Raw genomic sequence first — 16,356 nt, forward strand, 5'->3', positions numbered from 1 at the left:
GGTAGCGACGGATCAGTCGCAGCACCCGCTTGTCGGTGACCTTGCGTGCCACGCGTGCCATCAGGACATCGTGGTTCACTCGGTCAAAGAACTTCTCCAGATCAAGATCGACCACGAAACGGCGACCGTCGGCCACATGTGACCGAGCGGCGAGAACCGCGTCGTGAGCGCTCCGCCCCGGCCGGAAGCCGTAGGAGGAGGGGGAGAAATCCGGGGCGAAGATCGGCATCAGCACCTGATGCATCGCCTGCTGGATCAGCCGATCTAGACAGGTCGGGATGCCCAATTGCCGCATCCCTTTACCGCCGGGCTTGGGGATTTCCACCCCGCCCACCGGCGCCGGTCTGTAGCCGTCCACCAGCAGGTCTTCCCTGATGCGCGGCCAATGCTCCGCATTGGTATGGCTTCAATTGCTCGACAGACATCTTATCGATGCCCGGCGCACCCTTGTTCGCCATCACTTGGCGGTAAGCCGCCATCATGTTCTCGCGGCTGAGGATCATCTCCATCAGTCGCTCATTCGCCTCCGGTCGAGAGGATAACGGTCCTGCCGTGGTGTCTGATGCACCCAAGACCTGCCCTCGCGACTTCCGGCCGCTACTCCCAGCTTGGGCACGGAGCATCTCAACTCCGTCTTCTGCGTCTGTTCTCACCATCGAAAGACCGGCCTCCGTCCGGCACTCCATGTTCAGCCCTTCGCCGCTTGGTCCGGCTACTACGGCATCTGCTGACTCCTGCCGCCCCATCCCGGCGCCTTGCGACGCCGGTAGCACATCTGTCGCCAGAGGCAGGTCGGCAGACCTCCCAGGGTAAGACGCGTGACCTTCGTGCCACATACCTGGCGCATCTACGGCCGCACCCTCCGGGTGGTATCGGGCTTCGGGCTTCATTGCTCCCTCGCCCGGATGCGGACGCCTCATATGCGCTTCCTGTTCGTCAGGCCGGCACTTTGCTTACAACTTCCTTCAGACCCCGCCTCGCGACGACGCCCTTGCTGTTCGGCTAGCGGTTCCCATCACCAGGGCCCGCAGAGGACTTGCACCTCCAAGTCATCGACCGGATACCATCCAGGTCAAACGGTGCCCTCACACCACGCGCCATGCCTGGCGCACAACGAAAAAGGGCGGTGCCGATGGCGCCGCCCTTTTCTCAATCCAATACTCGAAAGCCTCAAGCGGCCGCGAGCTGCAGTTCCTTCTGGACCATACCGCGCAGCGTGCCGAGGTCCTTGGCGAAAGCGCGAATGCCTTCGGCGAGCTTTTCGGTCGCCATCGCGTCTTCGTTCATCATCCAGCGGAAGGTCTTTTCATCGATCGTGATCTTCGGCGCAGGCTTCGTCCCATCGAGCGAGAGCTTGCGCTCGAGTTTGCCTTGGTCGTTGGAGAGTTCGTCGAGCAGGTTCGGCGCGATCGTCAGGCGATCGCAACCGGCCAGCGCCTCGATTTCACCAGCGCTGCGGAACGACGCGCCCATGACGATCGTCTTGATGTCGTTGGCCTTGTAATAGTTGTAGATGTCGCGGACGGAGAGGACACCCGGATCTTCCTCAGGCGTGAATTCCTTGCCTGTCGACTTCTTGTACCAGTCGAGAATGCGGCCGACGAAGGGTGAGATCAGAAACACGTTGGCGTCGGCGCAAGCAACCGCCTGGGCCTTCGAGAAGAGCAGCGTCAGGTTGCAGTCGATGCCTTCCTTCTGCAGGATTTCCGCTGCACGAATGCCTTCCCAGGTCGAAGCCAGTTTGATGAGAATGCGGTCGCGCTCGATGCCGCGTTCCTTGTAGGCAGCGATGATGGAACGTGCTTTGGCAAGCGACGCTTCGGTATCGAAAGAGAGGTCCGCATCGACTTCGGTCGACACACGGCCCGGAACGAGCTTCACAAGGGCGGCGCCGACGGAAATCGCCAGACGATCGGCAACGGCCGCGGAAACGGCCTCTGGATTGCCGCCCTGCTTCTTACCCCAGGCTACGGCTTCCTTTACCGTGTCTGCGAACATCGGCGTGCCGAGTGCCTTCAGCACGATGCTTGGGTTCGTGGTGCAATCGACCGGCTTCAGACGGGCAACAGCCTCGATGTCACCGGTATCGGCAACGACCGTGGTAATCTCGCGGAGTTGGTCAAGCTTGGATGTCATGGTCACTGGTCCTTTTGACTTGAGCTATGAGCCGGCGCGTATTGGACCGGCGAAATCATCTACGAACAGGCGATCGTCTTACTCAAACGACCTACAAACCTGAGGGACGGTCGATCGCACCTCTTCGCACGCCCGGGGCGCCTTCTTCGCGGCGACTATCGCTATTCCTGACTAGATATGTCAAGGACATTTGTGCATTTCAATTGACATAAGTGTCACACCCGTCATTATCGGGCGGAACAACGAACCTGTCCTGGCTTGATGGTAGATCTAGGGCGCAATTCGCTCCGGAGGAGATGTGGTCAAGCTCAAACGCGGTACGCACACGGCTTATTCTGAGGCATCCTCTCTCAGGCTGCGTGCCGCCTGGCTCTATTACAATCAGGGCTTGACGCAGAAGGATGTCGCAGAACAGCTCGGCATCAGCCGCACGACTGTTATTCGCCTGCTCGACGAGGCCATGAAGCGGAGCGAAGTGCAGATCTGGATCAACGACTCGATCGGTGACTGTGTCGAACTGTCGGTCAAGCTCGAGCGCGCCTATGGCCTTGACGAGGCGATCGTCGTCCCCGCACCCGCACACCCCGACGCCAACTCGCTTGCCAAAAGCGTCGGGCTTGCGCTTGGACAGTTTCTCTCCGAAGCCATTCCCGACGATTACACGATCGGCGTCGGCTGGGGCCGCACCATGACCGCCTCGCTCTCCAGTTTCCGGCCGCCTCGGCGCGACAATTGCAAGGTCGTCTCTCTGCTCGGCGGCGTCGTCGCCGTCCACCAGACGAACCCGATCGACTACACCTGGCGGCTCGCAAGCCAGCTCGGCGCGGAGTGCTACATGTTCCTCGCTCCGCTTCTGGTGGATTCGACCGAGACGAAACGAAACCTTGTCGAGAAATGCGGGCTGGACACGATCTATCGGCTGGCGGAAGCACTGGATCTTGCGATCGTCAGCTGCGGCGATATCGGCCCGCACTCAACCTCTCTGTCGGAGGGATGGATCTCGAAAGCCGAACTGGAACAGTTGATCGACGCCGGCTGCGTCTGCGACACCATGTTCAACTTCCTCGACAAGGACGGCAACACGGTCGATCACTCGATCAACAGTCGCGTCATGTCAGTGGACCTTGATACCTTGAAGAAGGCCAAACATATCGTGCTGTCATCGGGCGGCGCGCATCGGGCCGTGGCCATCCGGGCCACCATCAAGCGGATCGGCTGCAACACACTGATCACCGACGAAAGCGCCGCCAAGGCTCTGCTCGAACTGGCGGAGACTGCCTAACGGCTTGCCGACACGCGGTTATCGTCACCGCAGCTGGCACAGGCGCGTCAATTGCGATTGTGCCCAGTTACGCCCGAAATCCTGGGTATCCGGCAATCTCGATAACAGGCTTCCGATCTCACCATCGATTTCGATGTGGGTGTCCGTGATCCTGCATGCCCCCACATCGAGGGAGACAGTGGCCACAACCTTGCCCTCCACCGGCTCCATCTGAAAGAGCGCGTCATCGCCGGTCTCGCAGGTCAAAAGCGCTGTTGCCTTGATGGATGCGAGACTGTCTCCCGTCGAACAGACATCTGCGGACACAACCTTGAAACTGCTGGTTCGATTGGGTCCTACGGGAAGTTGCTCACACAACTGCGCGGTCGATATCGCTCGCGCGACATCCGGCCATTGCGGGCTACTCATCGCCGATTTGCAGCTGGCCCAGGCTGGGACCAACGACATCGCGAGCAGGGCAACGGCAATGCCGATGACCTTGCATGGCTTTTCTCCAGGGTTCATTTCCGCCTCCGCGAGTCCCAGCCACGGAATCAAACCGGCGATTCCTGAGTTTTTGATGGCAGGGCTCTCGAGGGAGGAAGCGTATCCACAGATTGGATAGATGCGTCGCCGTGATCACGCGTGCGCCGCTTCCCAGCCCAGGATCGCACGCTTGCGGGTAAGACCCCAGTGATAGCCGGTCAGGGCGCCACCCTTGCCGACCGCCCGATGGCAGGGGACAACGAACGAAATCGGATTCGCACCGACCGCAGCGCCGACGGCGCGCATCGCTTTTGGCCGCCCGATATCGTTGGCGATATCACTGTAGGTCACGGCCTTGCCGAAGGGGATCTTCAACAAGCTTTCCCATACCTGCACCTGGAAATCAGTGCCGATCAGCACGACGCGCAGCGGTTGGTCCGACGTCCAGCGGCCTGGCTCGAATATCCGCTCGGCATAGGGCGCTGTCGCTTCGGTATCCTGGACATAGGTCGCATTCGGCCAGCGGCATGTCATATCGTCAAGACAAGCCGCCTCGTCGCCGTGATTGCTGAAGGCAAGCCCCGCGAGGCCGCGGTCGGTAGCCATCACAAGTGCAACGCCGAATGGCGAAGGATGGAAGCCGTAGCGGATTGTCAGCCCGCCGCCCTTGGCCTTCCATTCGCCCGGCGACATCGCCTCATGCGTCACGAAAAGATCGTGCAAGCGGCTGGGGCCGGAGAGCCCGACCTCGATCGAGGTCTCCAGCAATGGCATCGCTTCCTCGCGGAGAAGCCGCTTTGCGTGATCGAGCGTGACGGCCTGCAGGAATGCCTTCGGAGACAGACCCGCCCACCGCGTGAATGTCTTCTGCAGCTGCGTCGGCGATTGGCCGAGCCGTGCCGCGATCGTTTCGAGAGACGGCTGATCGCGATAGTCCTCGGTGATGAGTTCGATCACCTGGCGCACGGTTTCGTAATCAGAGCCATCGGGCGTGATGTCGTTGTTCAGCTTGGCTACCATGTTCATGATCTTTCTCCTTGTACCAAGGAGATAGTCAAGGGAGCGATCACAAGCCACCCGATTCTTGCGGGCCGGTCAGATCCGCTGTTTGACGGTGGCAAGCGCCCGTTTGAAGGCCAGGGCGAAGCTCTCGCGGTCATCCGGATTGAGGAAGGAACCGATATCCGTGCCCCTTCCCTCGCCTGAGATATACATGGAAAGGATGCCGATTTCCTGATGCCGGCGGACGAAGAAGCGGGTCCAGAATGGATTGAAGTGGTGCTCGACCATCCGACCGGAGGGCGCGAACTTGCGCACCGAAATATCGCTACGCGACACCGTCACCTCCTCCCGCACCCGGCCGGAACGGTAGTTCAGCCAGAAGGCGCCGTAGAGCAGCAGAAAATCCAGCCCGAAGAAGAAGCCGATCGGCCAGGCACCTGTTGCCACGAAGAACATGCCGTACATCGAGCACACCGCGCCGGTCAGAAGCAGCAACACCTTGAAACCCTTGCGGCCGAGCGACCGGTACGGAAAAAGCTCGGCGGCAAAAACAGGTTCTTCGTTGGCTTGATCGGCGTTGCCTTCCATCATGGCTGCCAAGTATAGATTTTCCATGTCAACTCCGAAACTCAAATCCGCTGCCACATCGCCGCACAACTCAAAAGTGATCGTTCGCGGGAAGAAGCCGGCAACAGCCCGCTCCGTCTATTCCGAAGCCGAGCGCGAGGAGATATTCCGCCGCTTCTCCATCCAACGCCCGGAGCCAAAGGGCGAACTGGAGCACACGAACCCGTTCACGCTTGTCGTCGCCGTCGCCCTTTCCGCCCAGGCGACGGACGCAGGCGTCAACAAGGCTACGCGGGCACTCTTCAAGATCGCCGACACGCCCGAGAAAATGTTGGCGCTTGGTGAGGAGCGGGTACGCGACTACATCAAGACGATCGGCCTCTATCGAAACAAGGCAAAGAACGTCATCGCTCTCTCGCGGATGCTGGTCGATAAGTTCGGTAGCGTCGTGCCGCAGACACGCGACGAGCTGGTGACGCTGCCCGGTGTCGGCCGCAAGACCGCCAACGTCGTGCTATCCATGGCTTTCGGCCAGGCGACGATGGCGGTGGATACGCATATTTTCCGTATCGCCAACCGCATCAAGCTGGCACCGGGCAAAACGCCCGACGAGGTCGAGGAACGGCTGATGAAGGTGGTGCCGAGGCACTACCTCTATCATGCCCACCACTGGCTGATCCTGCATGGTCGCTACACCTGCAAGGCGCGCAAGCCGGAATGCGAGCGCTGCGTCATTGCCGACATCTGCAAGTCGCCCGAGAAGACCTGCGACGTGCCGGCGCCGTTGGTCGAACTACCGCGCCAAGTGATTGGAGAGGCCATCTGGTAAGCCTGGAGGCGCAGACTTCGGCATGCTCCACCTGCCCCTTAGCTGCGAAGTCCCGGATCCTCACGGGAAATCAGCTTGTGTAGATGCACCATCAATCCTGCGGCGAAGAGCGGCGTCAGCAAATTGACGATCGGGATGGCAAGGAAGGCGGCAATGACAAGCCCCGCGAGGAAGACTGTCGCCGCATGCTTGGCGCGGAACGCTCTTGCCTGCTGCGGCGAACGGAACCGCATCGCGGCAAACTCGAAGAATTCGCGGCCGAGCAGGTAGCCGTTGACCAGGAAGAAGGCGATCAGATTGATGCCCGGCACGAAGAGCAGGAAGAGCGCGACGACATTGCCAAGGATGACGACACCGAGAAACTTGACAGAGCTTGCGAGCGCCGGGCCGAGCGGCATCGCTGTGCCGGGCGGATCCGAGGGATAGTCCCGCTTTTCTACCACCTCCGCCACATCGTCGAGAAACAGACCGGCAATCAGCGCCGTCACCGGTGACAGCAACAGCGCCAACCCAAGCGCAAGTCCGATGCCGGCAGCGATCGCAAACACGAAGCCGAGCCACCCCGCCCAATCCGGCATGGCAGGAAAAAAGTTGGCAATCCACGGGAAGACAAACGATATAAAAGCACTACGCAGCGCCAGCCAGAGCCCGGCAAGCACCAGAAGAGTGAGCCCTAGCACCTTCCAGAAGACTGAGCGTGTTTCCGCCGCAAAAAGATTGATGACGGATAGGCGAGCGGCCTGAAAGATCATTCTGAGGTCTCCGGTTGCAACAACCATGTAGGAATCGGAACTTTGAACGGCAAGGCTGAAATAAACCCCACCAATTGACCCAAAACTTGTCGGGAAACCTATGTTAATATATAGTAATTTATCAACTAAGATTGTTTGATCCTGAGACGCAGCTTCCGGAATAGTTGCAAACGACAAGGGTTGCCCTGCATATCCGAGAAATGCTTCCGGGAAGATCAGGACGGCTGACGTGGAAGATTTTGTCCAGAAACTCCGCCAATATGCCAAGTCCGGCACCCCGGCCGAACGACGAATCGCGAAATATTTTTCTGAACATCTGAACGACCTCCCCTTTGAAACCGCGGCTTCCGTTGCCGACCGGCTGGACTTGAGTCCCATGACGGTGGGCCGTTTTCTTCGCGCGCTCGGCTATCAGGGACTCGATAGCGTCAAAATCCATATCCGCGAGACCAACACCATTTCGCCCACGCAGTTGCAGGCATCGTTCACACAACTGCAGACCGACGCCTCCGCCGGCAAGCCGCTGGCCGTTCTCGTTTCCGAGCAAATTCAGGCGCTGCACCATATCTACCACTTGACGGGCCAGCCGCAGTGGAGCGAAGCCGTGTCGATGATCGCTGCCGCGCGGGAGATCTTCGTCGCCACGCATGCGCGATTATCCGGCTTTGCATCCCACTTTGCCCAGCGATTGACGCACGCCCGAGATGGCGTTCGTGCGCTTGACGGAACGGGCAGCCGTTTTGCCGAGCTTTTCGCACGGCTGGACGGCAAGGACGCCTTGCTGATCGTGATCGACAGCCGCCGCTTCGGTAAAGCCCGGTTGCTGGCCCGGACGGCACGGCGCTACGGATACAAGGTCATCTTGATTACCGCACAAGGCGCCAACTGGATTCCGGATCAGGCCAATCTCGTGCTCGCTCTCCCCCCTGCCCGGTCTGAGGACGACGACAACCTGCCGCCGCTGATGGGCCTGCTCGACTGTCTGTCGGAGGCCGTCATCGCCGCTGCCGGCGAAGAAGCGAGCGCCCGCACCCGCCGCATGGCCGAATTCGGCAGCGTGCTCGGAGAGAGCGGAAACCGCTAGATGGTGTAACGGGCGGAGCTCGGCCCGTTACACCATCTAGGCGCCTACTCCATCGCCTCCAGTTCGGCGCGGTGGCGGTACATGGCGAGCAATCTGCGATAGTCGCGGTCGTAAAGGGCCTGTTTGGCCGCATCCGGCAGCTGTTCTTCGCCGCCCGGATACATGGCCGACCCTGCTTCCGCAAGATCACCATAGAGACCGCACGCGACGGAAGCGGCCATCGCCGTGCCCAGCAGCACCGCCTCATTCATCTTCGGCACCACGACCTTGCAGCCGGTTGCATCCGAATAGAGCTCCATCAGCACGGGGTTCTTCACATGGCCGCCCGCGACATGCAAGGTGTCTGGCACATAGCCATACTCCTTCATCCGCTCGAGGATGTGGCGGATCCCCAGCGCGATCGCCACGGCGGTGCGCCAATAGAGCGCGCAGAGCCCGTCGAACGAGGTGTCGAGCGTCAGGCCGCTGATACCGCCGACGGCATGCGGGTCGGCAAGCGGCGAGCGGTTGCCGTGAAAATCGGGCAGGACGAAGATGCGGGCGCCGAATTCGTCCCCCTCCTCGGCGCGAAGCTGCGCAATGCGGAGGACGATCTTCTGGTGCAGCGCCGCAGTCGGTTCGCCGCCAGCCGCGTGCATCCGCACGATATGATCGAGCAACGCGCCCGTTGCCGATTGCCCCGCCTCGACCAGCCAGGATTCCGGAAAGACAACTTCGTAATACGGGCCCCACATGCCGTGGCTCGGCTTGCGCTCGCGCGAGAAGGACACGATACAGCTCGACGTGCCGGCAATGAGCGCCAGTTGGCGTTCCAGCCGGTGGACATCCTGCGCTTCGCCGCCAAGCGTGCCCAGCGCCCCGGCATAGGCATCGATCATGCCTGCGGAGACATGGCAAGCCGTCGTCAATCCAAGCGCCGAGGCGGCTTCCTGCGTCAACGTTCCGACGCTCTTGCCGACCGGCACTGTTTCCTCCGGCAGCCGCCCGCGTTCCAATAGGTCACCAAGCCCGACCTGCTCGAGGAAGTCCTTCTGCCATCCCTTGTCCAGATGTGCGAGATAGTTCCACTTGGCCGTCAGCGTGCAGCGTGACCGCGCAAGCGCGCCGGTCGCCTTCCAGGTCATGAAATCGGCGAGGTCGAACAGATAGCCGGTGTTCATCCAGGTGCCAGGCAGCTTCTTCTTCAACCACATCAGCTTCGGCATTTCCATTTCCGGCGACATGAAATGCCCGCAATGCTCCAGCACCGGATGCTCCGTCGCCGTGCAGAAATCGGCTTCCTTCAGCGCCCGGTGGTCGAGCCAGACGATCGTGTCGAAGCGTCGTTCGCCACCTGTCGAAACGCTGATCTGACCACCGTCGACATCGCGCACGACGAGCGAACAGGTGGCGTCGAAGCCGATCGCGCCCACCGATGCAGGTGCCGCACCCGATTGCTCCATCGCCTTGCGCACCGCAATGCAGACCGCCGACCAGATGTCTTCGGAATCGTGTTCGGCGTGGTTCTCACGCGGCCTGTTCATGATGATCGGGTGTTCGGCCTTGCCCAGCAACGCACCGCGAGCGTCGAAGACGCCGGCGCGCGCACTGCCCGTGCCGATATCGACCGCAACCACATGCTGAGGCATTAAAGGTGCATCCCGTCCTGCTTATGTTTGCGGACAAGGTGGATCAAATCCGGCATCGCGTCAAACACGGCTTCGGGAGAAAGCCGGTCAAGTTCAGCGCGATAGCCGGAAAAATTGGCGTGCGAACCGCCCGTGAAGGCAAACACCCTCATGCCTGCAGCCTTCGCCGCTTCGATGCCAGCGGGGCTGTCTTCGACGACGACGCAATTCGCAGGATCGACGTTCATTTCCCGCGCCGCATGCAGGAAGAGGTCGGGCGCCGGCTTGCCGTGCTTGACCATCGTGGCGCTGAAGATATCAGGCAGCCGGTCGATCAAACCGGTGACCGTCAGCGACAAGCGGATGCGCTCGACCTGGCTGGAAGAGGCGACACAACAGGGAACGCCGAGCCGATCGATCGTTTCGGCAACCCCATCCATCGGCTTCAACTCCTTGCGAAACCGCGCGTAGAGATCGGTGCGAATCTGCTCGAGAAACTCCTGGCCCGGATGGACGTTGTATTCAGTCTTCATCGTCTCGATCACAGTTGCGAGACTTCGCCCGAGAAAACGACCGTAGACCTCTTCCTCGGTGATCGGGACGTTAAGATCGTTCATCGCCTTGACGAGGACACTCACCGAGATCGGCTCGCTGTCGACAAGAACGCCATCGCAATCGAAAATGACCAGCCGTGTTTCAGCCTCAGCCATGGCAGACCCAATCGCAGTTGGTGCAGGAAGTTTCCATCCACCGGACGGGGCGGAGGCGGCGGCAGGAATGCCGCCACAGATCCTTACACAGCAAGTTTGTTGTCGAGATAAAGCTGCAGGGTTTCACGCGTGCCCTTTTCCCACAGGGTTTTCAATGCGTGGGCAAAGCGCTTGCAGAACAGCTCGGATTTCGACACCTCGCCGAAGATGTCGTCGAAGGCGAGGAACGCCATCGGATCATTCTTGGCCTTCAAAGCTGCAGCACGCAGCCGGTCGGCGCTCGCGTCGTTGAAGGCGATGTCCTTGCCGCTGTCCGTCTTTCCCGCGAAGTAGCGGCACCACAGCGCCGAAACCAGCGCCAGGCCGACGACATCCCTGCCCTGGTTCAGATTGTCGAGCGTCGACGGCAGAATGAACTTCGGCTGCCGGTTCGACCCGTCCTGCGCCAGACGCGGGATCGTATCGGCAATTTTCGGATTGAGCAGTCGGTGCTCGATCAGCGCGAAGTAGTCCGTCAGCGAAATATTGGGGACCGGCGGAACGATCGGAATGATCTCTTCTTTTTCCAGCTTGGCGAGGAAGGCCCGGATCAGTGGATCTTCCATCGAATCGTGCACGAAATGGATGTCCATCAGCGCTGCCGGATAGGCAATCGCGGCATGTCCGCCGTTCAGAATCCGGATTTTCATGTGCTCGTAAGGCGTCACATCCGGCACGAACGTCACACCCACCTTCTCCAGCGCTGGACGCCCTGCGGTGAACTTGTCTTCCAGCACCCACTGCTTGAACTCTTCGCAATAGACGGGCCAGTTGTCCTCGATGCCGAAGGCATCCTTCAAAAGATCGATTTCCCGCTGCCCCGTTGCCGGCGTGATGCGGTCCACCATGGCGTTCGGGAAGGCGACGTTCGACTTGATCCAGTCGGCGAAGGCGGGATCTGAAAGCCGTGCTGTGCCGACAACGGCGTTCGAGGTCACGACGCCGTTATGCGGAATGTTGTCGCAGGACATGACGGTGAAAGGCACGATGCCCTTCTCCTTGCGCGCCTTGAGCCCGGCGACAATAAGGCCGAAGACGGTTTTCGGGTCGGCGGGGTTCTGGCCATCGGCGGCGATCGCCCGGTGACCCGGATTGAACTTGCCGGATGCATCGATGAAATAGCCGCCTTCGGTGATCGTCATCGAAACGATGCGGATTGCGGGATCGGCAAGCTTGGCAATGATCGCCTTGGCGTCGCCGACAGGCAGAATATCGATCATCGGCGCGGTGATGCGTGCGGCCGTCTTGTTGTTGTCCTGCTCGACGACCGTGGTCAGGAAGTCCTGCGCAGCAAGCTTTTCGCGCATGGCCGCATCGGAGGGGAGAATACCGGCCCCGATGATCGCCCAATCATGATCCTGACCCTGATTGAAAAGGTCGTCGAGATAGATCGCCTGGTGGGCACGGTGGAAATTGCCCACCCCGAAGTGCACGATGCCCGCCTTCAGCGACGCCCGCTCGTAGGTTGGTACGGCGGCTGTCTTTGCCGCCTCGGAAAGCGTTGCCAGCGATAATTTGCACGTCATGTTTCAGTCCTCTTGAAGGTCTTCGGGATCGGCTATGACCCCGGCATCGGCACGCCGGGCACCTTGTCCGGCGTTGCTCTTTCGTCCCCAACCCGGCAACAATGCGCTCAGATGGCGAGGCCGCCTTCGTTGAATTTGTGGATCCGTGTTTTGTCGGGCGTCAGATAAACAGCATCGCCGGCCTTTGCCGGGAAGTCGCCACCGCCACGCGCCGTGACATGGCCGATGCCTTCGACATCGACATGCAGGAAGGTATCCGCGCCGAGATGTTCGGCGACCATCACCTTGCCCTTCCAGTCGCCGCTTTCGGTCGACAACAACACATGCTCCGGTCGTACGCCGATCGTGGGCGCGCCGAACTGGGCGGAATACTGGCCCTTGACGAAGTTCATCTTCGGCGAGCCGATGAAGCCCGCGACGAAGAGGTTGCGCGGTTTGTGATAGAGCTCCAGCGGCGAACCGACCTGCTCGATATTGCCGCGGTTCAGCACGACGATCTTGTCGGCCATGGTCATGGCTTCGACCTGGTCGTGGGTGACGTAAATCATCGTCGTCTTCAGCTGCTGATGCAGCTCGCTGATCTCGAGGCGCATGTTGACGCGAAGCGCGGCATCAAGGTTCGAGAGTGGCTCGTCGAACAGGAAGGCCGACGGCTGGCGCACGATGGCGCGGCCGATCGCGACGCGCTGGCGCTGACCACCCGAAAGCTGGCGCGGCTTGCGCTCGAGATAGTCCGTCAGGTTTAGAACGCGTGCGGCGTCGGCGACTTTCCTGTCGATCTCCGCCTTGTCGACGCCGGCCATCTTGAGGGGGAAGGCGATGTTGTTGCGCACGCTCATGTGCGGATAGAGCGCATAGGACTGGAAGACCATCGCGAGCCCGCGTTCCGACGGAGCCTTTTCCGTTGCATCCCTGCCGTCAATGACGATGTTGCCGCCGCTGACATCCTCAAGACCGGCAATCAATCGGAGCAGGGTGGACTTGCCGCAGCCGGACGGGCCGACGAAGACGACGAACTCGCCGTCCTTGATCTCGAGGTCGATCGAAGGGATGACCTTGGCTTCACCGAAGACCTTCGAAACTTTCTGAAGGGTAATGCTTCCCATGTTTCTCTCCCTGATGTCTTATTTCACCGCGCCGAAGGTCAGGCCGCGGACGAGTTGTTTCTGCGAGAACCAGCCGAGGATCAGGATCGGGGCGATCGCCATGGTGGAGGCCGCCGAAAGCTTGGCGTAGAACAGGCCTTCGGGGCTGGAATAGGATGCGATGAAGGCCGTCAGCGGCGCTGCTTTCGAGGCGCTCAGGTTCAGCGTCCAGAAGGCTTCGTTCCAAGCCAGGATGATGTTGAGGAGCAGTGTCGAAGCAATGCCCGGCACCGCCATCGGCGTCAGCACATAGATGATCTCCTTGAGAAGCGAGGCGCCGTCCATCCGGGCGGCTTCTAGGATTTCGCCGGGGATCTCCTTGAAGTAGGTGTAGAGCATCCACACGATGATCGGCAGGTTGATCAGCGTCAGCACGATCACCAGTCCGAAACGGCTGTCGAGCAGGCCCGAGTTGCGAAACAGCAGGTAGATCGGGATGAGTGCGCCGACTGGAGGCATCATCTTCGTGGACAGCATCCACATCAGAAGATCCTTCGTCCGCTTGGTCGGCGAAAACGCCATGGCCCAGGCGGCGGGGATAGCGATGATCAGACCGATCAGCGTCGAGCCAAAGGAAATGATCACCGAGTTCATGAAGTGACCAAGATAGTTCGAGCGGCTCTGGACTTCCGCGTAACTCTCGGTCGTCCAATGGAAGAACAGGAACTGCGGCGGTGAGGCGATGGCATCCGCTTCCGTCTTGAAGCTCGTCAAGAACGTCCAGAGGATCGGGAAGAAGATCAGAATGCCGAGCGCCCAGGCGACTGCGGTCATGACCACTTTGCGTCGAGTTGAGACCTTTCTAGCCATCTCAAGCCTCCAGATTCTTGCCGACGAGGCGGACGAGGAAGATCGCAACGATGTTGGCGAGGATAACCGCGACGATACCACCTGCCGAGGCGCCGCCGATATCGAATTGCAGCAGTGCCTGCGCGTAAACGAGGAAGGTAAGGTTCGTGCTCTGCGTGCCAGGGCCACCGTTGGTGGTCACCAGAATTTCGGCAAAGACCGAGAGCAGGAAGATCGTCTGGATCAGGATAACCACCGTGATGGCGCGCGCCATGTGCGGCAGGATGATGTAGAAGAACTTCGAGAGCGCACCGGCGCCGTCCATCTCGGCGGCTTCCTTCTGCTCTTCATCGAGCGACTGCAGTGCTGTCAGCATGATAAGGGTCGCGAAGGGTAACCATTGCCAGGCAACAATCAGGATGATCGAAAACAACGGCGCATTCGCCAGCCAGTCGTAAGGCTGTAGGCCGAGTGCCTTGGCAAGATGCGCAAAGAGCCCATTGACCGGGTTCATGAACATGTTTTTCCACACCAGCGCCGCAACCGTCGGCATGACGAAGAAGGGCGCGATCACCAGAATGCGCACGATCCCCTGCCCGTAAATATCCTGGTCGAGCAGCAGCGCAAACAAGATGCCACCGATGACAGTGATCAACAGCACGCCAAGCACCAGGAGCAACGTATTGATCAATGCGGAGAAAAAGGCGGGATCGGTTAGGAAATATTTGTAGTTCAGGAAGCCGACGAAGGTTTCCATTCCCGGGCTGAGCAAATTGTAGCTCAGCGTCGAGAAATAGATCGTCATCACGAGCGGGACGATCATCCACAGGAAGAGAAGCACAACGGATGGTGCGATCATCATTCGCGCTGCGGAGCGGGTGTGTAACGTTGCCATGGCGATGACCGATCCTGTTCAAAGAGGCAGACGGCTGCGGGACAGCTGAGCAAAAAAGGGCCGCCGATGCAGTTTGGGCAATTCGGCGACCCAGACGGGCGGGGAGGTCAAAGGCCCCGCCTTCTCAGGAGGTTATTTTATTTGATGTAACCAGCCTTGGTCATTTCGCGGGTCGTCAACTGCTGTGCGCTCTGCAGGGCCTGGTCGACCGAAACCTGGCCGGCGAGAGCCGCGGAGAACTGCTGGCCGACCGCCGTGCCGATGCCCTGGAACTCAGGGATAGCGACGAACTGGACACCGACATAAGGGACCGGCTTGACGGTCGGCTTGGTCGGATCGGCCGCGTTGATGCTGTCGAGCGTCATCTTCGCGAAAGGCGCTGCCTTCTGGTAGTCGGCATTTGCATAGAGCGACGTGCGGGTACCGGGAGGTGCATTCAGCCAGCCTTCCTTCTCGGCGACGAGGTTGGTGTAGTCCTTGCTCGTTGCCCAGGCGACGAACTTCTCGGCTGCCTCGACCTTCTGCGAGCCTGCCGGGATGGCGAGGTTCCAGGCCCACAGCCAGTTGCCGCGCTTGCCGAGACCCTTGTCCGGAGCCAGAGCGAAGCCGACCTTGTCGGCGACGGTCGATTCCTTCGGGTTGCTGACGAAGGATGCAGCAACGGTCGCGTCGATCCACATGCCGCACTTGCCGGTCTGGAAGAGCGCCAGGTTTTCGTTGAAGCCGTTCGACGAAGCGCCCGGAGGGCCGGCTTCCTTCATCAGGTTGACGTAGAAGTTCAGCGTGTCCTTCCACTCCGGTTGATCGAACTGCGGCTTCCATTGCTCATCGAACCAGCGTGCCCCGAAGGAATTCGACATCGCCGTCAGAAAGGCCATGTTTTCACCCCAGCCGGCCTTGCCGCGCAGGCAGATGCCGTAGATTTCCTTGTCCTTGTTGGTGATCTTCTTCGCGGCTTCCGCGATGAAGTCCCAGGTCGGCGCGTCCGGCATCTTCAGGCCGGCGGCTTCGAACAGGTCCTTGCGGTACATGACCATCGAGCTTTCGCCGTAGAACGGCGCTGCATAGAGCTTGCCGTCTGCGGTCAGGCCGCTGCGGATTGCCGGAAGCAGGTCGTCAGCGTCGTAGTCGGCGCCCAGATTGTCGAGCGGCAACAGCCAGCCCTGCTTTGCCCAGATCGGAACTTCATAGGTACCGATCGTCAGAACGTCGTATTGGCCGCCCTTGGTCGCGATGTCGGTCGTGACCTTCTGGCGCAGGACGTTTTCTTCGAGGGTGACCCACTCGAGATCGATGTCGGGGTTCTTTTTCTTGAAGTCATCCGTCAGCTTCTGCATCCGGATCATGTCGCCGTTGTTGACGGTCGCGATTGTCAGCGTTTCGGCCGAAGCCATGCCGGCAAACGCCAGTGCTGAGCAGGCGCCCAGCAGGAGAGTTCTCAATGTCATATCTTCCTCCCAGAAGATGGGTGCGAGCATTCGCTTTGCTCATGGGCAATTACTCGCTCATGGGAGAAAAATGTCAATCA

Annotated in this window: 16 protein-coding genes; 3 read left to right on the forward strand and 13 right to left on the reverse strand. The window is 60.2% G+C overall.

Annotated features, from left to right (window positions below):
* Together PMI09_RS32200 and tal are read right to left on the reverse strand one after the other, a co-directional pair.
* Window positions 1-358 (reverse strand): reverse transcriptase domain-containing protein (locus PMI09_RS32200; protein WP_007793903.1); only part of this gene is annotated, 358 nt, incomplete at its 3' end.
* An 812-nt stretch (window positions 359-1,170) separates the two neighbouring features.
* Window positions 1,171-2,136, reverse strand: a complete 966-nt coding sequence (gene tal, locus PMI09_RS12515) for a transaldolase (RefSeq protein WP_007793909.1) — start codon at window positions 2,134-2,136, stop codon at window positions 1,171-1,173.
* 298 nt (window positions 2,137-2,434) lie between these two features.
* Here tal and PMI09_RS12520 point away from each other — a divergent pair, with 298 nt between their 5' ends.
* On the forward strand, window positions 2,435-3,418 hold the full coding sequence (locus tag PMI09_RS12520; protein ID WP_007793912.1) for a sugar-binding transcriptional regulator: 984 nt from the start codon (window positions 2,435-2,437) through the stop codon (window positions 3,416-3,418).
* Between the two features lie 24 nt (window positions 3,419-3,442).
* Here the strand turns inward: PMI09_RS12520 and PMI09_RS12525 are convergent, their stop codons facing one another.
* From PMI09_RS12525 to PMI09_RS12535, 3 genes are all read right to left on the reverse strand, one after another.
* Complete coding sequence (locus tag PMI09_RS12525) at window positions 3,443-3,922, reverse strand: hypothetical protein (RefSeq protein WP_007793915.1); 480 nt, start codon at window positions 3,920-3,922, stop codon at window positions 3,443-3,445.
* 114 nt (window positions 3,923-4,036) lie between these two features.
* Window positions 4,037-4,909 (reverse strand): methylated-DNA--[protein]-cysteine S-methyltransferase, encoded by an 873-nt coding sequence (locus PMI09_RS12530; RefSeq protein ID WP_007793918.1) that lies wholly within the window; start codon window positions 4,907-4,909, stop codon window positions 4,037-4,039.
* Between the two features lie 69 nt (window positions 4,910-4,978).
* Window positions 4,979-5,476: a DUF2244 domain-containing protein gene (locus PMI09_RS12535; RefSeq protein WP_037082938.1), complete on the reverse strand. Its 498-nt coding sequence runs from the start codon at window positions 5,474-5,476 to the stop codon at window positions 4,979-4,981.
* A 22-nt stretch (window positions 5,477-5,498) separates the two neighbouring features.
* On the opposite strand from PMI09_RS12535, the gene nth reads away from it, so the two are divergent.
* Window positions 5,499-6,281: an endonuclease III gene (gene nth, locus PMI09_RS12540; protein WP_037082959.1), complete on the forward strand. Its 783-nt coding sequence runs from the start codon at window positions 5,499-5,501 to the stop codon at window positions 6,279-6,281.
* A gap of 38 nt (window positions 6,282-6,319) precedes the next feature.
* Here the strand turns inward: nth and PMI09_RS12545 are convergent, their stop codons facing one another.
* Window positions 6,320-7,033, reverse strand: coding sequence for a sulfate transporter family protein (locus tag PMI09_RS12545; RefSeq protein ID WP_007793929.1), 714 nt, complete (start codon window positions 7,031-7,033; stop codon window positions 6,320-6,322).
* Window positions 7,034-7,262: 229 nt separating this feature from the next.
* Between PMI09_RS12545 and PMI09_RS12550 the strand changes: the two genes are divergently transcribed.
* Window positions 7,263-8,117: a MurR/RpiR family transcriptional regulator gene (locus PMI09_RS12550; protein ID WP_007793933.1), complete on the forward strand. Its 855-nt coding sequence runs from the start codon at window positions 7,263-7,265 to the stop codon at window positions 8,115-8,117.
* Window positions 8,118-8,161: 44 nt separating this feature from the next.
* Here PMI09_RS12550 and PMI09_RS12555 read toward each other — a convergent pair whose 3' ends face one another.
* The 7 genes from PMI09_RS12555 to PMI09_RS12585 form a co-directional block, all read right to left on the reverse strand.
* Complete coding sequence (locus PMI09_RS12555; RefSeq protein ID WP_007793935.1) at window positions 8,162-9,745, reverse strand: FGGY-family carbohydrate kinase; 1,584 nt, start codon at window positions 9,743-9,745, stop codon at window positions 8,162-8,164.
* Window positions 9,745-10,434, reverse strand: a complete 690-nt coding sequence (locus PMI09_RS12560) for an HAD family hydrolase (RefSeq protein WP_007793939.1) — start codon at window positions 10,432-10,434, stop codon at window positions 9,745-9,747. The genes PMI09_RS12555 and PMI09_RS12560 overlap by 1 nt, the downstream gene beginning before the upstream one ends.
* Window positions 10,435-10,517: 83 nt before the next feature.
* On the reverse strand, window positions 10,518-11,999 hold the full coding sequence (locus PMI09_RS12565) for a mannitol dehydrogenase family protein (RefSeq protein ID WP_007793942.1): 1,482 nt from the start codon (window positions 11,997-11,999) through the stop codon (window positions 10,518-10,520).
* A gap of 107 nt (window positions 12,000-12,106) precedes the next feature.
* The gene (locus tag PMI09_RS12570; protein WP_007793946.1) at window positions 12,107-13,105 is read right to left on the reverse strand and encodes an ABC transporter ATP-binding protein; all 999 of its coding nucleotides are present in this window, start codon (window positions 13,103-13,105) and stop codon (window positions 12,107-12,109) included.
* An 18-nt stretch (window positions 13,106-13,123) separates the two neighbouring features.
* Window positions 13,124-13,954 (reverse strand): carbohydrate ABC transporter permease, encoded by an 831-nt coding sequence (locus PMI09_RS12575; RefSeq protein ID WP_007793948.1) that lies wholly within the window; start codon window positions 13,952-13,954, stop codon window positions 13,124-13,126.
* A gap of 1 nt (window position 13,955) precedes the next feature.
* Complete coding sequence (locus tag PMI09_RS12580) at window positions 13,956-14,828, reverse strand: carbohydrate ABC transporter permease (RefSeq protein ID WP_007793952.1); 873 nt, start codon at window positions 14,826-14,828, stop codon at window positions 13,956-13,958.
* A gap of 137 nt (window positions 14,829-14,965) precedes the next feature.
* Window positions 14,966-16,276, reverse strand: coding sequence for an ABC transporter substrate-binding protein (locus PMI09_RS12585; protein ID WP_037082962.1), 1,311 nt, complete (start codon window positions 16,274-16,276; stop codon window positions 14,966-14,968).
* Window positions 16,277-16,356: the final 80 nt, after the last annotated feature.

The sequence above is a fragment of the Rhizobium sp. CF122 genome, from assembly GCF_000282035.1.
Classification (GTDB): domain Bacteria; phylum Pseudomonadota; class Alphaproteobacteria; order Rhizobiales; family Rhizobiaceae; genus Rhizobium.